The organism is Pelagibius sp., assembly GCF_965227505.1.
Classification (GTDB): domain Bacteria; phylum Pseudomonadota; class Alphaproteobacteria; order Kiloniellales; family Kiloniellaceae; genus Pelagibius.
On the sequence record NZ_OZ245757.1, the window covers coordinates 618074 to 638176 of the forward strand.

A 20103-nucleotide genomic window follows, 5' to 3' on the forward strand; every position below is an offset into this window, starting at 1 on the left:
ACTGTTCGTTGCCATCGCTGCCTCTTCCTTTCGGACCGCGCCTCGCACCGCGCCGGTCATCAGGTTTTCAAAAATCTACGATACGGATCAGTTGCGGCGGCTCCAAGGTGGCTTCCAGGACCGCGATTCGCGCCAGCGCAGCTTGCATCGCCGCTTCGCTGGTCTCGTGTGTCATGATGATGACCGGAACCGGCTCGCCCTCGCCCTGCGCACGCCCGCGTTGCAGCATGGACTCCATGGAGATATCCGCGTCACGCAGCACCGCCGAAACGTCTGCAATCACCCCGGGCCTGTCGAGCACCAGCAAGCGCAGATAGTAGGCACAGGCGTGCCGCTCCATGGGCAGTGTCGGCAGCTGGCGCAGTTGGGTGGCTGCAATGCCAAAGACCGGCGGCGCCGTCCCGCGGGCCAGATCGATCAGGTCGGCGACGACGGCCGAGGCCGTCGGCCCGGCCCCTGCACCGCGGCCTTCGTACATGGTGGTGTCGACGAAGTCGCCGTCGGCCACGACGGCGTTGAAGACACCGTCGACCGATGCGATGGGCCGTCCCTTGCGCACCATGCAGGGATGCACCCGCTGTTCCACCTCACCATTGACCTGCTGGGCCACCCCCAGAAGCTTGATGCAGTACCCCAGCTCCTCCGCATAGGCCACGTCGAGCGCCGAAACGTTGCGGATGCCTTCCACATAGACGGCATCGAAGTCGACTTCGCAGCCGAACGCGAGGGCCGTCAGGATCGCCAGCTTGTGTGCGGTATCGACGCCGTCGACATCGAAGCTGGGGTCGGCCTCGGCGTAACCGAGGCGCTGGGCGTCCGCGAGAACCTCGTCAAAGTCCTGGGCCGCGCCGACGTTTCCACCCTGGCCGCCGGCCGCCGACATCTGCGTGAGGATGTAGTTGCAGGTGCCGTTCAGAATGCCGTAGACGCGGCTGATCCGGTTGCCGGCCAGCCCTTCACGCAGGCCCTTGATAATCGGAATGCCACCTGCCACCGCCGCCTCGTAGGCGATTGTGCAGCCCTTGTCTTCGGCAAGGCGGGCCAAGGCCGTCCCGTGGTGCGCCAGCAAGGCCTTGTTGGCGGTGACGACCGACCGGCCGGCAGAAAGCGCCGCCTCGACCGTTTCGCGCGCCACCCCTTCGGCCCCGCCGATCAGTTCGACGACCACGTCCACCTCCGCCTCGCGGGCCATGACGACCGGATCGTCGAACCACTGCTGGGCCGAGAGATCGATCCCCCTGTCCCGGGACCGGTCGCGCGCGCAGACCGCCGCGACTCTGACGCCGCGCCCGGACCGCGCCGCGATGGCGCTCGCGTTCCGCTCCAACAATTGGAGCGTTCCCGCGCCGACCGTACCGAGGCCGGCGACCGCTATACGCAGAGGTGTTGTCAAGAGGCGATGTTCCGAACCTTGGGATCACCGGGCCCGATCCCGGAAGACCGGAGGAAAGACCTTATGTTGCGGACGGCCTGCCGGGTGCGCTGTTCGTTCTCCACCAGCCCCAGGCGCACAAAGCCTTCGCCGTATTCGCCGAAGCCGACGCCCGGCGCCACGGCCACCTGCGCCTCCTCGAGCAGCAGCTTTGAGAACTCCAAAGAGCCCATCTCCTTCAGCGCTTCCGGCAGAGGCGCCCAGCAGAACATGGTGGCGGGCGGACTAGGGATCGGCCAGCCGGCCGCCGCGAGGCCGGACACCAGCACATCGCGCCGCGAGCGGTAGCGTTCACGCATCTCGTCGACACAGTCCTGCGGTCCGTTGAGCGCCACGGTGGCAGCCACCTGGATCGGCGTGAAGGCGCCGTAGTCGAGATACGACTTAACCCGGCTGAGGGCCGCCACCAGATCCGCATTGCCGGCGCAAAAGCCGATCCGCCAGCCTGGCATCGAGTAGGTCTTGCTGAGGGAGGTGAATTCCACAGCGATGTCGCGTGCCCCCGGTATCTGCAGGATCGACGGCGGCGGCGTGCCCTCGAAGTAGACCTCGGCATAGGCGAGGTCGGAGATCACGTAGATCTTATGCTCGCGGCAAAAGTCCACCACGGCGGCATAGAAGCCCAGATCGACGACCTCCGCGGTCGGATTGGCGGGATAGTTCAGAACAAGGGCCGAGGGCTTGGGCACGGAGTGGCGGACGGCGCGCTCCAGTTGCTCCATGAAGTCGAACCCGGGCCCTACGGGCAGGCTGCGGATGGCGGCGCCGGCGATGATGAAGCCGAAGGCGTGGATCGGATAACTGGGGTTCGGCGCCAGGATGATGTCGCCCGGACTGGTGATCGCCTGAGCCAGGTTTGCAAGGCCCTCCTTGGAGCCCAGGGTCACGATCACCTCTCGTTCCGGATCAAGCTCGACACCGAAACGTTCGCCGTAGTAGCGGCAGAGGGCGCGGCGAAGGCCGGGTATGCCGCGCGACGTGGAGTAACGGTGGACGCGCGGGTCGCCCAGGGTTTCGACCAGCTTGTCGACCACGTGCTTGGGGGGCGGCTGGTCCGGGTTCCCCATCCCGAAATCGATGATGTCCTTTCCGTCCGCGCGCGCCTTGGACTTCAAGGCATTCACCTCGGCAAAGACGTAAGGCGGCAGGCGCTTGATACGGTGGAAGTCCTGGGACATTGGATCTTGGTCTGTGGTGCCGGATCGTTGCCGGGGGTCGCTTAGGGGATCGCTTACGGGGGACGGTTACCGGGGCTTGTTTACCGGGGCTCGTTTATCGGGGCTCGTTTATCGGGGCCCGTCACCGGGCCGCCTTGCTGCCCCCGCCCGGCTCCGACGCGGGGCCCTGCAGCCGACCTGCAGCCGAAACGTCGGCGGGGCCTCGTTCAGCGCCCCTTGTACCGGGGCCCCGGCTAGTTTTCCAGGAAGATTTCGACCCGCCTGTTGCCGGCTTCGCCCGAGGGCATGAACTCATGATACACGGGCTCGGCATCCGACCGCGCTTCGGTCTTCAGGGCGGCGCCGGACACGCCAAGGCGCCGCAGCTCCGCCGACACGGCGTCGGCCCGCTTCAGCGACATCTCGAAGTTGGCGACCTGATGCTCGTCCGGCGTCGCGTTGCGGGTCCGGCTGCTGGCGTGCCCCACCACCCGCAAACTGCCCCCGCGCTGCTGGTGCAGGGTCACGAGGTCCCGCAGGACGTCACGGTCGTTGCCGTCCAGGTCGACCGAGCCATGGCTGAAGAAGATGATGGCCGCCAGCTGCCCGCTGTCGCCTGCCGACGACTGCGGCTCCAGCGCGGCGACCTGATCGCCGCGGGTCACCGAGCCGGACGAGATGATCAGGCTGTTGGCGAAGGGGTCGGCCGAAGCCGCCGTTTCGAGCGGCGGGACCTCGGTGAACGTCGCGTTGTCGCGGTCCGCCGAAAGCTCCGCCACCATCTGATCGCGGGCTTCCGGCGGGGTATGGGGCTGGGGTCCGCTGGGAACCTCCGACAAATTAGGAAATTCGTCCTTTGCCCCCTCCGTGGTGACCCTCTGCGGCTGTTCGGCCGCCTGCTGCTCGGGGGACATGGTCGCATCGTCCAGCGCGACACAACCGACCATCAGCAGCGCCGCAGCACAGCAGACGCTCCAGCGGCCCAAAGGGCCGGCAACCCCCTCCGTCCAGCGCGTCCGGCGCGGCCTCTCGGGCGTCCCGGCGCTCTCCTGCAACCTCGTCATTGCGTCTCTTCCTTGCATCGCCAAAGAACCCGAATTCTCAGCCGATCCGGGCCCGACCGCCCGACTTGAGGCGGGATTCTCCGCTATTGAATCGGCGCTACCCCCCTATTACTTTGCGGGGCGTTTCGGCGCCGACAGCCTGAAACCGGAGTCCTGCCCCGGGTTCAGGCCCGCAGTTCCCGGTAGGATAAGGAAGCCGTCATGGCGGAGCAACAGCCCCCCGACATCAAATTGCCCGATCCGGTGGAGATCTCGAAATCGGTGGCCGGAATCGCCGAGCGCAGCCAGAAGCTGGTGAGCGAGTTCCTGGAGCGGCAGTACAAGGACGGCAACGGCAGTTCGGCCGCCTTCGATCCCATGAACATCGGCGCCGCTTTCATGGAAATGACGAGCCGCATGATGGCCGATCCCGCGAAGCTGGTGCAGGCGCAGATGTCGCTCTGGCAGGACTACATGCGCCTCTGGCAGACCACCGCGCAGCGCATGATGGGCCAGGAGGCGACCCCGGTGGCCGAACCGGAACGCGGGGACCGGCGGTTCAAGCATCCGGAGTGGGACGAGAACGAGCTTTTCGATTTCGTCAAGCAGTCGTACCTGCTGACCGCCCGCTGGATGCAGACCACGGTCAAGGATGTCGAGGGTCTGGACGACAAGACGTCGCAGAAGGTGGACTTCTATACCCGCCAGTTCGTCGACGCCATGGCGCCGTCCAACTTTCTGATGACCAACCCGGAGGTCTTGCGCGAGACCCTGGAGTCCGGCGGCGAGAACCTGGTCAAGGGCCTGGAAAACCTGTTGGACGACCTCGAGCGCGGCAAGGGTCGGCTCAAAATCCGGATGACGGACACAGAGGCCTTCGAACTGGGCGAGAACATCGCCGTCACGCCCGGCAAGGTGGTCTACCAGAACGACCTGATGCAGCTGTTGCAATACGAGCCGACAACCGAGCAGGTGAACAAGCGGCCGCTGCTGATCATTCCACCATGGATCAACAAGTTCTACATCCTCGACCTGCGGCCGAAAAACTCCTTCATCCGCTGGGCGGTATCCCAGGGCCACACGGTCTTCGTCATCTCCTGGGTCAACCCGGATGAGAAGCTGGCAGCCAAGTCCTTCGAGGATTACATGCTCGAAGGCCCGCTTGACGCGCTCAGCGCCGTTGAGAAGGCGACCGGCGAGAAAGACGCCAACGTCATTGGCTATTGCCTGGGCGGCACCCTTCTGGCCTGCACCCTCTCCTATATGGCGGCGAAGAAGGATGAGCGCGTCAAGTCCGCGACCTTCTTCACCACCATGATGGACTTCGACGACGCCGGGGAGCTGGGCGTCTTCATCGACGAGGTGCAGCTGGCCGCGCTCGAAGAGAAGATGAGCGAGAAGGGCTATCTCGAAGGCGGCGACATGGCGACGACCTTCAACATGCTCAGGGCCAACGACCTGATCTGGTCTTTCGTGGTCAACAACTACCTTATGGGCAAGGACCCCTTCCCCTTCGACCTGCTTTACTGGAACTCCGATTCAACGCGCATGCCCGCCGCGATGCACAGCTTCTATCTGCGCAACATGTATCAGGAGAACCGCCTGGTCGAACCCGGCGGCGTCACGCTGAAGGGTGTCGACATCGACCTGTCAAAGGTCAAGGTGCCGAGCTGCCTGGTTTCCACGCGCGAGGATCACATCGCCCCCTGGAAGGCGACCTACTCGGCCACCCAGCTTCTGGGCGGGCCTGTCAAATTCATCCTGGCCGGCTCGGGCCATATCGCGGGCGTGGTCAATCCGCCGGAAGCCAACAAGTACGGCTACTGGACCAACACCAAGAACCCGAAGTCGCCGGAGAGCTGGATCAACGGGGCCGGCGAGCATGCCGGGTCGTGGTGGCCCGAGTGGGACAAGTGGGTGAGCCGCCAGAGCGGCGGCAAGGTGCCCGCCCGGAAACCGGGGGACGGCAAGCTGAAGGTTCTGGAAGACGGCCCGGGCAGCTATGTGAAGGTGAAGGCGCACGACTGACGGGGCCGACCGGGCGGCCCGCCCCACTGGCCCTTGGGCGTAGACCAGTGCCGGCCGCAGGAGGCCGGGGCGGCCGGCAGAGCTGGTGAACGCCGCCTCCGCCACATCGAACGGCAATCCCGACCGGATCAGCCTTCCCGTTCGCGCAGATAGCTTGCGGCGCTTTCCTGATAGTGGCTGGCGAGATAGGGCAGGTCCGCAAGTTCCGCCTCGCTGAGCGCGCGCATCGGCTTGGCCGGGCGGCCGGCCCAGAGCTCACCGCGGGCAACGCGTTTGCCGGGCGTGACCAGGGCGCCGGCCGCCACCATCGCCTGCCCCTCGACCACCGCACCGTCCATAACCACCGCGGCCATGCCGATGAAGGCCCCGCTTTCGACCGTGCAGGCATGAATCAGCGCCTGATGGCCGATGGTCACGTTGTCCCCGATAAAGGTCGGCATGCCGCCCCCGGTTTCCCTGTAGTCGCCGGCACGGTCATGGTTCACGTGAACGATCGTGCCGTCCTGCAGGTTCGTTCCCGCCCCGATGCGGATCATGTTCACGTCGCCACGCAGAACGCAGCCATACCAGACGGAGGACCCTGGACCGATTTCGACATCGCCGATCACGGCCGCGGTTTCGGCCACAAAGGCGTCGGGATGGATCTTCGGGAGCACGCCACGGTACGCAATGATATTGCCGGCCATCGTCTGGTCCATTGAGGATGTGGCACCGCATGGAAGGTCGGACCTCCAGCCGGTGCCGGTGAACGGGAAAGCACAGATGCCCCGGAGATAGCCGGAGTGGCCCGGCAGGTCAAACCTGCCGCGGCACACTGCCAGCCAGTTTGAGAGGCCGTTCGAGGTGTCAGGCCGGCACAGGCGACACAGCCGGGCGTTGAAAAAACAACCGGATGTTTTCCGATCGTGTTAGCCTTGCCGCAAGCTGGCCGTCGGTGGACTGTGGCGGCTCCTGGGGAGAGGCCCACTCCTGGGAGAGGTTCATGGGGAGAGGTTCATGGAGAGAGTTCGAGTGAAAACATTGGCCGCTCTAGGCTGCCTTGCCATTGGATTTGCCGGCGGCGGCCCTGCTCCGGCCCAGGCCGCCGACCTCGGCCCGCCCTCGCAATGGGACGAGATGCAGAAGTTCGAGTACTACATCGGCAACATCGCCGGCGCCATGAACGTCTGCCGGATGTACAGCCTCCATGCCAGCATGCGCGAACTCTCCGTGCTGACCCCCTATGGCCAGAAGGGACTGAGGGACTGGGGGTCCTATGACGGGATCCGGGGGGCCGCCTGCGGGGGACTTGCCAACGACGCAAAGGCCATTCTGGGTGACCGCGACAAGCTGATCGACTACCTGAAGGCCCGTTACGACTGCGCCGGGGGCGACTGCGTCGAGCGCTAGCTGCCGGCTTGCGAGCTGACGAAGAGAGCGGCGCCCAAGGTTTCCCGACGACGCGAGGACGGGCCCAAGGAGAAAACGGGCCGCTGTGACGGCGGTCTGTGTTCCGTGTGGAAAGTGAGCCCGTTGCGGCTCAGCGTTTCGCTGACTCTTGTCCTCATGTCTTATCGCTGTTCATAGATAACTCTTCTCGGACAAGCAGGTTTAGCGCCTCTGCCCAGCCCCTTTCGCTTCGGTTTCCACCGTGATCGCGCGCCGCGAAACCAAATCACCACATGCTATTGCAAAACGTTATAACATAACGTATCAACATCAGACGAACTGGTCGATGTAAACGTCGCCGGATGGGCCGGATGGAATGACGGTCGAGGTTTCGTTTGCTCCCCCTCGACATCGCGCACCACCGCGCGACGCCACTCGCTCATGCAATCGAACCTAAATCGAACGGGGCATGAACTATGAATGCTGAAGCCACCCGCCTTCCGGTCACGGTACTCTCCGGTTTTCTCGGCGCCGGCAAGACGACACTCCTGAACCGCGTGCTGAACAACCGCGATGGCCGGCGCGTCGCCGTCATCGTCAACGATATGTCGGAAGTGAACATCGACGCCGACCTGGTGCGCGCGGACACAGAACTGAGCCGCACCGACGAAACACTGGTGGAGATGTCGAACGGCTGCATCTGCTGCACGCTGCGTGATGACCTGCTCGCCGAAGTGCGACGCCTCGCCGGCGAGGGACGCTTCGATTACCTGTTGATCGAGTCAACCGGCATCTCCGAGCCTTTACCCGTCGCAGCCACCTTCGATTTCCGCGACACTGAGGGCGAGAGCCTGTCGGACGTCGCCCGTCTCGACACCATGGTGACTGTCGTCGACGCGGTGAATCTGCTGCGCGACTACTCCAGCCACGACTTCCTGCGTGACCGGGGCGAAACCGTAGGCGAGGAAGACGAGCGCACGCTTGTGCATCTTCTGACCGACCAGATCGAATTCGCCGATGTGATCATCCTCAACAAGGTCGCCGATGCAGAGCCTCATCAGGTTGACGCCGCACGCAAGATCATCCGCAGTCTCAACGCAGATGCACAGATCATCGAGACCAACCATTCCGACGTTCCCGCAGAGAAGATCCTCGACACCGGACTCTTCGATTACGAGAAGGCGCATGAGCATCCAATGTGGGCCAAGGAACTCTACGGCTACGCGGATCATGTGCCGGAGACCGAGGAGTACGGCGTCGCGAGCTTCGTATACCGCGCCCGTCGTCCGTTCGACCCTGAACGCATCCACGCGGTGCTGAACGGCGACCTGCCCGGCGTCATTCGCGCCAAGGGGCATTTCTGGATCGCCACGCGGCCCGACTGGGTGGCCGAGTTCTCCCTCGCGGGCGCCCTGTCTTCGGTCAATCCACTGGGCATCTGGTGGGCTGCGGTGCCGAAGGAACGCTGGCCGGATCATGAAAGCGCGCGTGCCTACATGAAGGCGCAGTGGCAGGAGCCCTGGGGCGACCGGCGGCAGGAAATCGTCTTCATCGGTAGCGGAATCGACTGGCCGGAACTGACGGCGCGGCTCGACGCCTGCCTCCTGCCCGAGCACCTCGCAGATGGACCCGATGGGCTCCCCGACTTGCCGGACCCGTTTCCGGCCTGGCGGCGTGCGGAAGCAGCGGAATGAACCCTGCTTGGCAGAGTCCGGCGGATCTCAGCATGACGCCGGCATCCCAGGAACTGGAGACCGACGGGCAGACCGCCGCGGCGATCTCCGGAGTGAGGGCTGTCGACACACTGGACGGCCTCGCCACCATCAATGAGCCCACCACTGAACTCGTGATCTGGCAGCGCTCGCTTCCTTTGTGTTTCAGGGACTGGATCGATCGCTTGGATGCTGTGACGCTTCCTCACATACGGATCCTCGTTGAACCTGGCGATCTGCGGTGTGCTCTCGTGCCCCTGCTGGACGCGTGTGGACTGGTTCAGAGCGATATGCGCGATCTTCTGGTCGAGGATATCGACGATCTCGTCAGCGCATTTGCAGACATCACCCGCAGCGACAGGGTCGATGTCCGGCTGGAGCGGGTCGATCACGATGCCTGCTGGAAGTTTCATCGCGACACCGTGGAAGCGCGCCTCGTCGCAACCTATCGCGGACCGACGACAGAGTGGGTTCACATGGCGCATGCCGAGAAGGCCATGGCCGAACAAAGGGACTTTGACGGTCCGTTGGAGCGCCTCGGGGATCACGATGTCGCGCTGTTCAAGGGCAACCGTGCCGGCCCGAACCGCGGGATCGTTCACCGTTCGCCGCCGATCGCCGGAACAGGACTTACCCGACTGTTTCTCTGCCTCAACAAGCGAACGGTTGTCTCGCCGGATCCGTGGGTTAAGGCCTGAGCACCCGCGGCTTCCAGTCATTCGCTTCGCGTGCCCGGCGACCCGTAGGGTTTCGTCTGGGTCCTTGGTCCACCACCGACCTCGGGTGTTGGCGGACGAAGCACCACAGGAACCGACATAAAGATGCGGCGCCCCCAGTCTCCTGGGAACGCCGCACAACACATTGATATAGTTATATTCTCGCGGTCAGCGCTTGGAGAACTGGAAGCTCCGGCGCGCCTTGGCCCGACCGTACTTCTTACGCTCCACCACGCGGGAGTCGCGGGTCAGGAAGCCGCCGCGCTTCAGCACCGGGCGCAGACCCGGCTCATAGAGCGTCAGCGCCTTGGAAATGCCATGGCGCACGGCACCGGCCTGGCCCGAGAGGCCGCCGCCCTTGACGGTGCAGACCACATCGAACTGGCCGGCACGGTCCACCACGACAAAGGGCTGATCGAGGATCATGCGCAGCACCGGACGGGCGAAGTAGACCGCCTGATCCTTACCGTTGACCGTGACCTTGCCGCTGCCCGGCTTGATCCACACCCGGGCCACCGCATCCTTGCGCTTGCCCGTGGCGTAGGAGCGGCCCAGGGCGTCACGCTGCGGCTCGGCAACCTCAGGCGCCGCGTCGGGGGCAACGCCTGTCGCCTCACCCAGGTCGCTCAGGTCGCTCAGGGTCTGGGTTTCATCAGCCATGGTCACTGGCTCCTCTTGTTCTTCGCATTCATTGCCGCGAGATCCAGGGTCTCGGGCTGCTGGGCCTCGTGGGGATGCTCGCTGCCGGCATAGACGCGCAGGTTCTTCATCTGCTGACGGCCCAGGCGATTGCGGGTGATCATGCGCTCTACCGCCTTCAGGACGACCCGCTCCGGGTTGTCCCCGTCCAGGATCTGCCCGGCGGTCCGCTGCTTGATGCCGCCCGGATAACCGGTGTGCCAGTAGTAGACCTTGTCGCTGGTCTTCTTGCCCGTGAGCTTCACCTTACCGGCGTTGATCACGATCACGTTGTCGCCGCAGTCCATGTGCGGGGTAAAGCTCGGCTTGTGCTTACCACGCAGGATCTTCGCGACCTGCGAGGCCAGACGCCCGAGCACGACGCCTTCGGCATCGATCAGGATCCACTTCTTGTCGATATCCGACGCAGTGGCGGAGTAGGTTTTCATCGTGCCAACCACTTCTTGCCAATTGCTTCTTGAATGAGAACGGGGAAGGCGTGGACTGGGCCACCCTTCGGCGCGCCGTTTCTATGGGCCGTGCGCCTACCTGTCAATCAGAAAAAGCCAAGAAACGAGAAGATGTTAGGCATACGGTATTATATTACCTAAGAATAACCCTCTGTTCCGCATACAACAACGATCCAGGCGCTGCCGATCAGCGCTCATCGCTGCGCGGCGGAATCGAATAGGTTGCCGTCGCATGTGAAATCGGCCCGCTAACGCCCTGAGAAGTCATATAAACCTCGCCAACCGCCAGACGCTTCCCCAGCTTGATCAGACGGCACTCTGCATGGATGTCCCCCGGATTGGGCTTGTGGAGGAAGTTGATCGAGAGGTTGGTGGTTACCGCGAGCGGCACGTTGCCGATGGCGCCCAGCACCGCGGCGTAGACGGTGAAATCGGCCAGGGCCATCTGGGCCGGCCCCGAGATCGTCCCGCCCGGGCGGATGTGATCGTCGGTGGCCGGCATGCGTGCCCGCGCCCGTCCGAAGCCGATTTCTTCGGTTATGAAGCCATAAATCCGCTGGAAAGGAGCCGTCTCGTCGAGCAGCCGGTTGAACGCCTCGAGCGTGATCTGGGGGGCCTGCCTGTCGTGGTCCATCTGGATGGCGCCTTCCTTCTTGGATATCATGCGATTGGACGACTGTAATAGCGCTTGATATCGGCTTGGCGAAAGCGCCAAAGTCGCCCTGCTCGCAAGAGCGCATCCATGACAAAACAAAAGGGATTACGACCAGCGATGTCAGCCGAAGCCGCGCGTGCGAGCGATCCTGCCCTCCTCCTGCGTTCCGACGACGACGGGATCGCCCGTCTGACCCTGAACCGGCCTCAGGCCTACAACGCCCTCTCCGTCGCTCTGATGACAGATCTGCTGGCATGCCTTGACCAGATTGCCGAGGAAGCGGACACACGGGCGGTGATCCTGGACGGGGCCGGCAAAGGTTTCTGCGCCGGTCACGACCTGAAAGAACTGCGCGCCCGCAGCGGCGACCGGGCGTTCTTTCAGTCCGTGTTCCAGCAATGCAGCAAGCTGATGGTGCGCCTGACCACCCTGCCGCAGCCGGTGATCGCCCAGGTTCATGGCATTGCAACCGCTGCCGGCTGCCAGCTGGTCGCAAGCTGCGATCTGGCGGTCGCCGCCGAAAGCGCGCGCTTCGGCACCCCGGGTGTCAACATCGGCCTGTTCTGCTCGACACCCATGGTCGCCCTGTCCCGGGCCGTCCCGCGCAAGCAGGCCATGGAAATGCTGCTGACCGGCGATATGATCGACGCCGAGACTGCGGTCCGCTATGGCCTGGCCAACCGCTTCGTGCCGGAAAGCGAGCTGCCGGAGGCCGCCCTGACCCTGGCGCAGAAGGTCGCTACGAAATCGCCGCTGACGGTCAAGGTCGGCAAGGAGGCCTTTTACCGGCAGGTCGAGTACGGCCTTGTGGAAGCCTACGCCTACACCAGCCAGGTGATGACGACCAACATGCTGGCGCGCGACGCCGAGGAAGGCATCGACGCCTTCATCGAGAAGCGCAAGCCCGACTGGCAGGGCCGTTAGAGCCGGCCGCCCGCCGACAGAAAGCCTTTTCCCTTATGCAACAGTTGCAAGAGTTTTGGGCCCTGGTCCTGGATGTCTGGAACCAGGGCTTTCTCGGAATCGAGATCGGACGGCTGCTGATCGCCCTCGGCATCTTCCTGCTGTTTCTGATCTTCCGGCGTCTTTTCACCACGATCGTGCTGGCGCGGTTCAAGCGCTTCGTCGCAAAGACCGAAGGGCGCTTCGACGACGAATTGATCGCCGCGCTCGAACAGCCGGTGCGCTTCATCCCCGTCGTCATGGGCGCCTTCTTCGCGATCGAGTACCTGAGCCCCCAAGGCACCTTCGAACTGATCGCGGAGAACTTCCTGCGCTCCCTGGTGGTGCTGACGATCTTCTGGGGCTTTTTCAACGCCGTCGGGCCCCTCTCCTTCCTCTTCAAGCGGCTGGAGCGCGTCTTCACACGACCAATGATCGAGTGGCTGGTGAAGGCGACCAAGATCGGCATCGTCTTCATCGGCATCGCAACTGTGTTGGAGATCTGGGGGATCCAGGTCGGGCCGATCATCGCCGGTCTCGGCCTCTTCGGTGTCGCGGTGGCGCTGGGCGCCCAGGATCTCTTCAAGAATCTTATTGCCGGGATCCTGGTGCTGGCGGAAAAGCGCTTCCACCCTGGCGACTGGATTCGCGTTGACGGCGTGGTCGAGGGCACGGTGGAGACCATCGGCTTCCGCTCCACGCGCGTGCGCCGCTTCGACAAGGCACCGGTCTTCGTTCCCAACGCCAAGCTGTCGGACAACGCGGTGACGAACTTCAGCGCCATGACGCACCGCCGGATCTATTGGAAGATCGGTGTCGAGTACCGGACGACGGTGGATCAGCTGCGCCAGATCCGCGACAGGATCGAAAGCTATGTTATCGGCAACGACGCTTTCGCGCAGCCCCCGGAGGTCTCCACCTTCGTGCGCATCGACAGCTTCAACGACTCCTCGATCGATATCATGCTCTACTGCTTCACCAAAACCACCAACTGGGGCGAGTGGCTGGAGATCAAGGAGCGGTTGGCCTATCACATCAAAGAGGTGGTCGAAGGCGCGGGCAGCGGCTTTGCCTTCCCCAGCCAGTCACTCTATGTCGAGAGCCTGCCGGACGACCGCCCCGAACCCTTCGTGCCACCGCAGGACGACGGCAAGGCAACGGCAGCCGTCGCTGCCCGTGCAGCGGACCAGGCCTCATGACCACGCTTCCCAGCTACAGCAACAAGGACCTGCTGGCGATTCTGCAGAGCACCCGCAGCATCGCCATGGTCGGCGCCTCTCCCAAGTGGAACCGGCCCAGCTTCTTTGCGATGAAATACCTGCAGGAGAAAGGGTACCGGGTGATCCCCGTCAACCCCGGCGCGGCCGGCAAGGAGATCCTCGGCGAGACCGTCTATGCCTCGCTGGCCGAGATTCCGGCCAGGTTCGAGATGGTCGACATCTTCCGCAACTCCGCCGCAGCCGGTCCGATCACCGAGGAGGCCATCGCCGTCGCCGGGGAAAAAGGCATCCAGGTGGTCTGGATGCAGCTCGGTGTGATCAACGTCGAGGCTGCAGCGAAAGCGGAAGCGGCCGGCCTGACCGTGGTTATGGACCGCTGCCCCAAGATCGAATTCGGGCGCCTGCATTCGGAGCTGTCCTGGGGCGGCTTCAACTCCGGCATCATCTCCGCCAAGCGCCGCCGCGTGCGCCTGTCATGAAGAAGATCGCGACATGAAATCCAACAAGACCCCGGGCTTCGAGACCCGGATGATCCACGCCGGCACCCAGCCGGAGCCGGTGACGGGCGCGCGGCAGACGCCGATCTTTCAGAACACGTCCTATGTGTTTCACGATGCCGACCATGCGGCGTCGCTGTTTAACCTGCAGACCTTCGGCTTCATCTACTCGCGCCTGACCAACCCGACGGTTGCGGCCTTAGAGGAGCGCCTGGCGAGCCTTGAGGGCGGGCGCGGCACCACCTGCTGCGCCTCCGGCCATGCGGCGCAAATACTGGTCTTCTTCGCGCTGATGGCGCCGGGCGACCGCTTCGTTGCCTCCAACCGTCTTTACGGCGGCTCCATCACCCAGTTCGGCAAGACTTTCCAGAAGTTCGACTGGCAGGTCGACTTCGTCGACGTCGACGATCCCGAAAGTGTCCGCCGCGCGATCACGCCGAAGACCAAGGCCGTGTTCGTCGAGAGCCTGGCCAACCCCGGTGGCGTGGTGAGCGACCTGGAGGCCTTGGCGGAGGTGACCAGGGATGTCGGCATACCATTGGTGGTGGACAATACCATGGCCACGCCCTATCTCTGCCAGCCCTTCCACTGGGGCGCCGACCTGGTGGTGCATTCGACGACCAAATTCCTCTCCGGCAACGGCACGTCGATGGGTGGGGCGGTGATCGACTCAGGCCGCTTCGACTGGTCGGCCGGCGACAGGTTCCCCGGACTGGCCGCTCCCGAACCGGCCTATCACGGCCTCAGCTTCTATGAGACCTTCGGCGACATGGCCTTCACCATGCAGGCGCACGCCGTGGGTCTGCGCGATCTCGGGGCGACCATGGCGCCGATGAACGCCTTCCAGACCTTGCTGGGCTGCGAGACCCTGAGCCTGCGGATGGAGCGGCACTGCACCAACGCCAAGGCGGTGGCCGATTTTCTGGAGGCGCATCCCGCCGTCGGCTGGGTCTCCTGCGCCGCTCTGCCGTCCAGCCCCTATCACGACCTCGCCCGGAAGTACCTTCCGCGCGGCGCCGGCTCGGTCTTCACCTTTGGCGTCAAGGGCGGCTACGAAGCCGGCGTGAAGGTGGTGGAGGCCTGCGAGTTGTTCTCCCACCTCGCCAACATCGGCGACACCCGTTCGCTGATCCTGCATCCGGCCTCCACCACCCACCGCCAACTGAGCGAAGAGCAGCGCCAGGCCGCAGGTGCCGGGCCCGAAGTCATCCGGCTGTCCGTCGGTCTGGAAACCGTCGAAGACCTGATTGCCGATCTCGAACAGGCCCTGGCGGCTGTGCTGTAGGCGCAACACCGGACAGAACCGCGTTTTCTCCATCAGACCGGCTGCGCAACCACAGGTGAACGCATCGCTGCAAAGGACGAATACGGGAAGTGGGCGCTTCAGACCGCGTCGTAGCAGGCAATCTCGACAAGGTTGCCGTCGGGATCGCGGAAATAGACGGAGCTCATCTCTCCCAGGGCGCCGGTGCTCGCGACCGGCCCCTCTTCGATGCCGACGCTGCAGGCCTTCAGCCGTTTGAGGACTTCCCGCGGCGGAACCTCGGTCACGACGCAGAAGTCCGCAGAGCCGGGCACCGGGACGGCAGCCTTCGGCGTGATCGGCGAAGGATTGGGGTGCAGATTGATTTTCTGGCGGCCGAAATGGAGCGCCACCCGCCCCTCGCCGCAATCGACGCGGCGCATGCCAAAGACCTTCTCGTAAAAGGCGCAGGTTTCCTCAACGTTGCGGACCGTCAGGACGAAGTGGTCGAGACGGTCAAGCTCAACAGGTACAGAAGACATAAGGGATATCGAACTCGCTCATGAAACGTCTACTTGGCGATTCTTCTACTCCGCCGGCACAGCCATGCTTGGCTGTGATCGCTTGTTCGGCAGGAACAGTGTAACGAGGGCTGCTGCGGCAGCGGCGGCGGCCATGAGGCCGTAAAGCCAGGCAAACTCTCCGGTGCGCCCCTCAACCCAGGACGCCAGCAAGATTGCCGGATTCGCGATGGCAAAAGCCAGAACAAATTTCACGCCATAGGCGAGGCTGCGGTGACGTTGGGGCGTGTAGCGGGCGAGCAGCATGTTCTCGGCCGGAAGCGCCGCGGAACTAAGAAGTACCGTCAGAATGGCCAGCGCGATCAGGGGCGTGGCGCCGGCACTGGCCAGCAAGGCCATCACCGGGATCTGGAACGCGAAGGCGCCCAGGTAGATCAGCTTCAGAGAGTAGCGGTCGGCCAGCCAGCCACCGGCAAGCTGCATCAAGCCGCCCACGGTATAAACCGTAGCCACCAGCAGGCCGATCCCGAATGCCCCCTCGCCAGCCAGGTCACGCAGACGCAGGTCGAAAACCTTCGGCAAGGAGGCCTGGGTGGCATGGAACATCAGGCCCATCACCGCCATGGTGAGCAGCAGAATTGCATAGACCCGCACCATGTCGTTGCGGCTGGGGGGCGGATCGTTCTCCTGCTCCCCGTCGCCCTCGGCGATCCAGCCAAGGCGGAGCGCCGCAAAGAGGGCCAGACCGGTAATCAGGCAGATGACCCCGGGTAGGATGAAGGCAGCCCGCCAACTGATCGCATCGATCAGCAGACCGGCGACAAGCCCGGCGGAAGCGACGCCCAGGGATCCGAAGATCCCATTCACCGCCAGGGCCATCCCACGTTTGGTCTTCACGCTGCGCACCAGCCAGGCGATACCCACCGGGTGATAGATGGCGCTGAAGAGACCGATGGATGTCAGGCCGAGCAGGAGGGCGCTGGTCGTACTCACGAGGCCGCAGAGGATGCCCGAGAGGCCAAGACCGATGAAGTAAACGGTCATCATTCCCGGGGTCGACCAGCGATCCCCCAGCCACCCCGCCGGCAAGGCGGCGATGCCTACAAGCAAAGATCCCAGCGCCCAGAGTTTTATCAACTCGTGGTTGGGCATGCTCCACTCGACTTCGAGGGTCAGGGCGATCACGAAGTAAAACGCCGTGAACAGGTGCATGTAGGCGTGGCCCAAGCACGAAAACAGCAGCGTCAGTTGTGCCGACCCGGCCTTCAAGGCGATACCCCTTATCGATCCAGAATACTGGTGTATATGCAGCCCTTGGCGAGGGCAAGGCGCGGCCATGCAGGTCTGCCATGCGTCCGCGGCCTCACCCGGTCCGTTGCCGCCGCCACTATTGCGCCGCAATCCGCCATGACAGGGTCATGATCCGGTCCTTCGGCAGCCCAGATTGGCCATCACCATGATCGTCGATGGCACAGGCAGATCCCCAGAGTACGAATACCCAGTGCCCGAAGCGCCGCGCGCCGGCGAAGGGGCCGCGGCGTCGCCAGGCAGGTGAGAGGAAGACGATGATCATCGCAGAACAGGCACAGGCCGACACGCCAGGCCCCCGCCGAAGGGACCCCGCGCCCCTGGAAGTGGACGAGGCTATTGACCTGGAGCGCGTGGTTTGGGACCCGGAGTACAGGAAGGCGGTTCGCCACCTCTTCAAGCCGGTGGACTGAGGGTTCCAACCAAAGAGGCGGGACCCGGACCGGCGCCCACAACACGCTATCCAGGACACGGGTCCCGGAACATCCGGTGTCGAATCAGGGACCCGCGGCGGTCTCCGCCTCGATCCAGCGGAGAAAATCCGGATTTCCCCCTTCGATCGGCAGAACCGTAATGCAGGGGCAGTCGTAGCTGTGCTGAGTCTTGACCGCTTCGATCAGCGCCGGCAGCTGACGCTCCGTCGTCTTCAGGAGAAGGAGGCTTTCCTCCCCCTCCTGGACCTCCCCGTTCCACCAGAATATCGGCAAAATCCCGGGAACGATGTTGGCGCAGGCGGCGAGGCGCCCCTTAACCACGGCCCGTCCGATGGCCCGCGCTTCCGCGAGGTCACCGGTCGTCACGTACACCAGGCAGGCCGACACGCCACCCCCTCCCGATTCGCTTTCTTCCTGAGGCTAAGCTAGCATAGCGCAGCCAAAGGAGAGAGAGCATGGCCGACTTGTCCCCCACGGCCCAGGCGCTCGAACACAGGCGGCGGCGCGTCCGGCCGACGGTAACGCAGCTCGCTTGGTTACGTCGCGGCCTCGACCAGGCCGGCGGCAAACTGCCTTTGTTCGATCACTATGGGCAGCGTTACGACAGCCGCACCATCCGCAGCTGCATCGAGCAGGGCTGGGCGGAGCCCTGGTTCGACAACCCGACCAAACCGGACTGGCTGGTTTGCAAGCTTACGGAAGCCGGCCGCAAAGTGGCCGGAACCCGTCAGCCTGGGGGCGAAGCCAGATCGCGAGAGCTGGCCGAAGACCTGTTTTCCTGAGGGCGGCGGAGGCTTTGGACCTCGCCGTTTGGGCGGCGTTGCTCTAGCGGATCTGTTTACGCCAGCGCTCAACGGTGTTGGCGACGAAGCCGTCCAGGCCGCGCTCGGACTGCCAGGTCTCCGAGAAGCTGGCGGTATCGCTCTGCGGACGCTTGCCTTCGGGCAGATCGTCGAAGCGGATGCGCATCGGCAGGACGGCGCCCTCACCCACCACCACCGCCTGTTGATTGCGCAGGGCCGGCAAGCTGGCGAGCATCCCCTCGGCGCTTTCCGGCAGGGCGCGGCGCACGAAGTCCTGGTCTTTCTGATTGCCCATGCGCAGCGCGAAAAGCGTGCTGCACTGGGAGACAATGGTCTCCGAGAGCTCGGAAGGACGCTGCGAGACCAGCCCCAGGGACAGACCGTATTTGCGCCCCTCCTTGGCGATGCGCGAGATCATCCGCCGTGTCGGCTCAAAGCCCTTGTCGTCATCCTCCGGGATGTAACGGTGCGCCTCTTCGCAGACCAGGAGAACCGGCACCGCGGCGTCACGCTCGCTCCAGACCGCAAAATCGAAAAGCGTGCGGCAGAGCAGCGAGACGACGACGTCGACGATCTCCGAAGGCACGCCCGAGAGGTCGAAGGTCGTAAGCGGCTTGCCGTCGACGGGTACGCGGATGATCCGCGCCAGCACATCCGGCAGGGTGTCCTTCACGGAAAGGCCCGAGAACATGAAGGCATAGCGCCGGTCAGCCCGCAGATTCTCGATGCGCGAGCGCAAACGCAGATAGGGCTTTGCCTGCTCGGCCTTCTGGAGCTGGCCCATGGCGGCCTCGATGTTCTGCAACAGCGCGCTCAGCGGATAGGGCGCCGGGGTATCGACCGTCAGATGACGGCCTTCGTCTTCGCTGGCCGCCGTGGCCCGCTTCGCCATGAGGATTGCGTCTTTGAGAATGAAGGACTCGGCCGAGCGGTTGATCTCGTCCCGGCTGCACATCACCTCGACCATTTCCTCGAAGTTCAGCAGCCAGTACGGAAGCTGTAGATTCTCCGGCGTCACCACTTCGGTCAGACCCTGGAAGGCGCTGGAGTACTCGTTGTGCGGATCCAGCAACACCACATGGCCGAAGGGATGTTCGGCGAGAATGGCGTGCAGGACGGTTGCAAGGGCACAGGACTTGCCGGAACCGGTGGTGCCGAGGATGGCGAAGTGCTTGCCCAGCAGATCGTCGGTCACCAGATAGGCCGGCATCTCCCGGTCCTGATGCAGGGTCCCGATGCACACGTTGGAGGCCTTGGGGCGCTTGTAGATCTGCCTCAACTCCTCGGGGGTCGCCGCCATGATCGGATCGCCGAGCCCGGGATAGATCGAAACGCCGCGCAGCAGATCGAAGCCGTCGGCGCCCTTCGCGTCCTGCAGGATGTACTCGCCGAAGAGGTCAATCTCCACGACCCACTGCTCGCCGAATGACGGCGATGGCGAGGGGTTGCCGGTGGTGAGCGAGGAGACGATGCCGAAAGCGACCGAGCGGGCGGTCGGCATCTTCACCAGGGCGCCGATCTGAACAGCCTCGTTGAGGCGCGCTGCCGTGTCCGCGTCCGGCCCCACCGAGACCAGGCTGCCCATGATCTTGGAGCCCGTCACGGAAACGATATGGCCGACCTTCAGCCCGGCCTCCGCTGCATCCTTCGGCCCCTCCGGAGCCGGCACTAGGTTTTCAGCCGTTTGCATGCCACCTGCTTTCCTGCATGAGCCCTGGCAGAGGGCCAAATCGCCCGGAATCATTGCAGCCAGATGTTAAGCAATGGCGAAGACCGGAGTTTTAGGAACCTGACCTAACCCCCAGGCATTTAAGGATTTTAAACCACGCAGGCTCTAGCATAACCGGATCGGGCCAGCGTGGTTAACACCGCCTGC

At 64.1% G+C, this 20103-nt stretch carries 21 protein-coding genes; 10 read left to right on the plus strand and 11 right to left on the minus strand.

Features of this window, described 5'->3' with window-relative positions:
- Positions 1-67 precede the first annotated feature (67 nt).
- The 3 genes from ACO06P_RS02940 to ACO06P_RS02950 form a co-directional block, all read right to left on the minus strand.
- Positions 68-1393 (minus strand): homoserine dehydrogenase, encoded by a 1326-nt coding sequence (locus tag ACO06P_RS02940; protein ID WP_420348518.1) that lies wholly within the window; start codon positions 1391-1393, stop codon positions 68-70.
- On the minus strand, positions 1390-2610 hold the full coding sequence (locus tag ACO06P_RS02945) for an LL-diaminopimelate aminotransferase (protein WP_420348519.1): 1221 nt from the start codon (positions 2608-2610) through the stop codon (positions 1390-1392). The genes ACO06P_RS02940 and ACO06P_RS02945 overlap by 4 nt, the downstream gene beginning before the upstream one ends.
- A gap of 233 nt (positions 2611-2843) precedes the next feature.
- A complete protein-coding gene (locus ACO06P_RS02950) occupies positions 2844-3653 on the minus strand; it encodes an OmpA family protein (protein ID WP_420348520.1) in 810 nt (269 codons plus the stop codon).
- Between the two features lie 201 nt (positions 3654-3854).
- On the opposite strand from ACO06P_RS02950, the gene ACO06P_RS02955 reads away from it, so the two are divergent.
- Entirely contained in the window at positions 3855-5660 is a 1806-nt protein-coding gene (locus ACO06P_RS02955) for a PHA/PHB synthase family protein (RefSeq protein WP_420348521.1), read from the plus strand.
- 128 nt (positions 5661-5788) lie between these two features.
- Here the strand turns inward: ACO06P_RS02955 and ACO06P_RS02960 are convergent, their stop codons facing one another.
- On the minus strand, positions 5789-6346 hold the full coding sequence (locus ACO06P_RS02960; RefSeq protein WP_420348522.1) for a gamma carbonic anhydrase family protein: 558 nt from the start codon (positions 6344-6346) through the stop codon (positions 5789-5791).
- Positions 6347-6671: 325 nt separating this feature from the next.
- Between ACO06P_RS02960 and ACO06P_RS02965 the strand changes: the two genes are divergently transcribed.
- The 3 genes from ACO06P_RS02965 (at position 6672) to ACO06P_RS02975 (ending at position 9438) form a co-directional block, all read left to right on the plus strand.
- Positions 6672-7049, plus strand: a complete 378-nt coding sequence (locus ACO06P_RS02965; RefSeq protein WP_420348523.1) for a hypothetical protein — start codon at positions 6672-6674, stop codon at positions 7047-7049.
- Positions 7050-7504: 455 nt separating this feature from the next.
- Positions 7505-8722 (plus strand): zinc metallochaperone GTPase ZigA, encoded by a 1218-nt coding sequence (gene zigA / locus ACO06P_RS02970; RefSeq protein ID WP_420348524.1) that lies wholly within the window; start codon positions 7505-7507, stop codon positions 8720-8722.
- Positions 8719-9438, plus strand: a complete 720-nt coding sequence (locus ACO06P_RS02975; RefSeq protein WP_420348525.1) for a DUF1826 domain-containing protein — start codon at positions 8719-8721, stop codon at positions 9436-9438. The genes zigA and ACO06P_RS02975 overlap by 4 nt, the downstream gene beginning before the upstream one ends.
- Before the next feature lie 186 nt (positions 9439-9624).
- Here ACO06P_RS02975 and rpsI read toward each other — a convergent pair whose 3' ends face one another.
- The 3 genes from rpsI to ACO06P_RS02990 all read right to left on the minus strand — a co-directional run bounded on the left by rpsI (position 9625) and on the right by ACO06P_RS02990 (position 11238).
- The gene (gene rpsI / locus ACO06P_RS02980) at positions 9625-10116 is read right to left on the minus strand and encodes a 30S ribosomal protein S9 (protein WP_420348526.1); all 492 of its coding nucleotides are present in this window, start codon (positions 10114-10116) and stop codon (positions 9625-9627) included.
- A gap of 2 nt (positions 10117-10118) precedes the next feature.
- Positions 10119-10583 (minus strand): 50S ribosomal protein L13, encoded by a 465-nt coding sequence (gene rplM, locus ACO06P_RS02985; protein WP_420348527.1) that lies wholly within the window; start codon positions 10581-10583, stop codon positions 10119-10121.
- Between the two features lie 208 nt (positions 10584-10791).
- Positions 10792-11238 carry a PaaI family thioesterase gene (locus tag ACO06P_RS02990; protein WP_421938168.1) on the minus strand — a complete coding sequence of 149 codons (447 nt, stop codon included), beginning with the start codon at positions 11236-11238 and terminating at the stop codon, positions 10792-10794.
- A gap of 138 nt (positions 11239-11376) precedes the next feature.
- Between ACO06P_RS02990 and ACO06P_RS02995 the strand changes: the two genes are divergently transcribed.
- Genes ACO06P_RS02995 through ACO06P_RS03010 form a run of 4 tightly spaced genes read left to right on the plus strand, consistent with a single transcriptional unit; the run spans position 11377 to position 15203 of the window.
- The gene (locus ACO06P_RS02995; RefSeq protein ID WP_420348529.1) at positions 11377-12183 is read left to right on the plus strand and encodes an enoyl-CoA hydratase; all 807 of its coding nucleotides are present in this window, start codon (positions 11377-11379) and stop codon (positions 12181-12183) included.
- A 35-nt stretch (positions 12184-12218) separates the two neighbouring features.
- Complete coding sequence (locus ACO06P_RS03000; protein ID WP_420348530.1) at positions 12219-13400, plus strand: mechanosensitive ion channel family protein; 1182 nt, start codon at positions 12219-12221, stop codon at positions 13398-13400.
- Complete coding sequence (locus ACO06P_RS03005; protein WP_420348531.1) at positions 13397-13900, plus strand: CoA-binding protein; 504 nt, start codon at positions 13397-13399, stop codon at positions 13898-13900. The genes ACO06P_RS03000 and ACO06P_RS03005 overlap by 4 nt, the downstream gene beginning before the upstream one ends.
- 13 nt (positions 13901-13913) lie before the next feature.
- Positions 13914-15203, plus strand: coding sequence for an O-acetylhomoserine aminocarboxypropyltransferase (locus ACO06P_RS03010; RefSeq protein ID WP_420348532.1), 1290 nt, complete (start codon positions 13914-13916; stop codon positions 15201-15203).
- A 98-nt stretch (positions 15204-15301) separates the two neighbouring features.
- Here the strand turns inward: ACO06P_RS03010 and ACO06P_RS03015 are convergent, their stop codons facing one another.
- Together ACO06P_RS03015 and ACO06P_RS03020 are read right to left on the minus strand one after the other, a co-directional pair.
- Positions 15302-15703 (minus strand): VOC family protein, encoded by a 402-nt coding sequence (locus ACO06P_RS03015; RefSeq protein ID WP_420348533.1) that lies wholly within the window; start codon positions 15701-15703, stop codon positions 15302-15304.
- A gap of 45 nt (positions 15704-15748) precedes the next feature.
- Entirely contained in the window at positions 15749-16951 is a 1203-nt protein-coding gene (locus ACO06P_RS03020; RefSeq protein WP_420348534.1) for an MFS transporter, read from the minus strand.
- A 296-nt stretch (positions 16952-17247) separates the two neighbouring features.
- Between ACO06P_RS03020 and ACO06P_RS03025 the strand changes: the two genes are divergently transcribed.
- Positions 17248-17403, plus strand: a complete 156-nt coding sequence (locus ACO06P_RS03025) for a hypothetical protein (RefSeq protein ID WP_420348535.1) — start codon at positions 17248-17250, stop codon at positions 17401-17403.
- An 84-nt stretch (positions 17404-17487) separates the two neighbouring features.
- Here the strand turns inward: ACO06P_RS03025 and cutA are convergent, their stop codons facing one another.
- On the minus strand, positions 17488-17811 hold the full coding sequence (gene cutA / locus ACO06P_RS03030) for a divalent-cation tolerance protein CutA (RefSeq protein ID WP_420348536.1): 324 nt from the start codon (positions 17809-17811) through the stop codon (positions 17488-17490).
- Positions 17812-17879: 68 nt separating this feature from the next.
- On the opposite strand from cutA, the gene ACO06P_RS03035 reads away from it, so the two are divergent.
- Positions 17880-18206 (plus strand): hypothetical protein, encoded by a 327-nt coding sequence (locus ACO06P_RS03035; protein WP_421935150.1) that lies wholly within the window; start codon positions 17880-17882, stop codon positions 18204-18206.
- 43 nt (positions 18207-18249) lie between these two features.
- Here the strand turns inward: ACO06P_RS03035 and ACO06P_RS03040 are convergent, their stop codons facing one another.
- A complete protein-coding gene (locus ACO06P_RS03040; RefSeq protein ID WP_421935151.1) occupies positions 18250-19917 on the minus strand; it encodes an ATP-binding protein in 1668 nt (555 codons plus the stop codon).
- Positions 19918-20103: the final 186 nt, after the last annotated feature.